General features: G+C 46.8%; 1 protein-coding gene. It reads right to left on the bottom strand.

The window, feature by feature from the left end; all coding sequences use genetic code 11:
- A partial coding sequence (locus tag ACCI49_RS25055; protein ID WP_371841980.1) for a DEAD/DEAH box helicase occupies positions 1-585 on the bottom strand: 585 nt, incomplete at both ends.

Below are 585 nucleotides of genomic sequence, written 5' to 3'. Positions count from 1 at the left end.
ATCTTCTGACACCCGCAAAGCACACTCAATCAAAGCTGGATCTGCCGGCATAAAGAAATAGCCTTTCTCTCCCCTCTGTCCAGTAGTTCGAAGAATACGCCCGAGTACCTGACGGAAATAGAGTTCCGTTTTGACGCGTGTCAGATAGCAGCAAACCTGCAGACGCGGCAGGTTGGTGCCTTCGCTAATCATGCCAACAGAAATAATCCATTTGCTAGTGCTATCACGGAATTGACGGATGGTCGCCAATGGATTGTCATCGACATAGGTGGCGATCACTGCTATTTCATTGAGCTCTGATTGCAGCAGAAAGGCTATTCTTCGTGCATGAGAAACAGATGTTGTAACTATCAACCCCCCAGCATTGGGAGCTGCTTTCCTTAAGTTATCGAGTTGTTGAGCCGCTCGGCGCAGGACTTCGATGATAAGAACTTCGTTATCTAAAAGGTCCTGATAACTGCAACCTGCCTGTGTCAATAGATCTTTGAATGACGAGTAGCAATGGGTCTTCGAGCCTTCGGTTACCTGAATAGAAGAGTTATCGATAGCAATGATACTAGGCTCTCTGCAGACATTGTCAGTGAT

It is taken from the genome of Microbulbifer epialgicus, from assembly GCF_041447265.1.
GTDB classification, from domain to species: Bacteria; Pseudomonadota; Gammaproteobacteria; order Pseudomonadales; family Cellvibrionaceae; genus Microbulbifer; species Microbulbifer epialgicus.
Note: the sequence above shows the minus strand (reverse complement) of the source record. Positions and strands in the feature narration are given on the sequence as shown.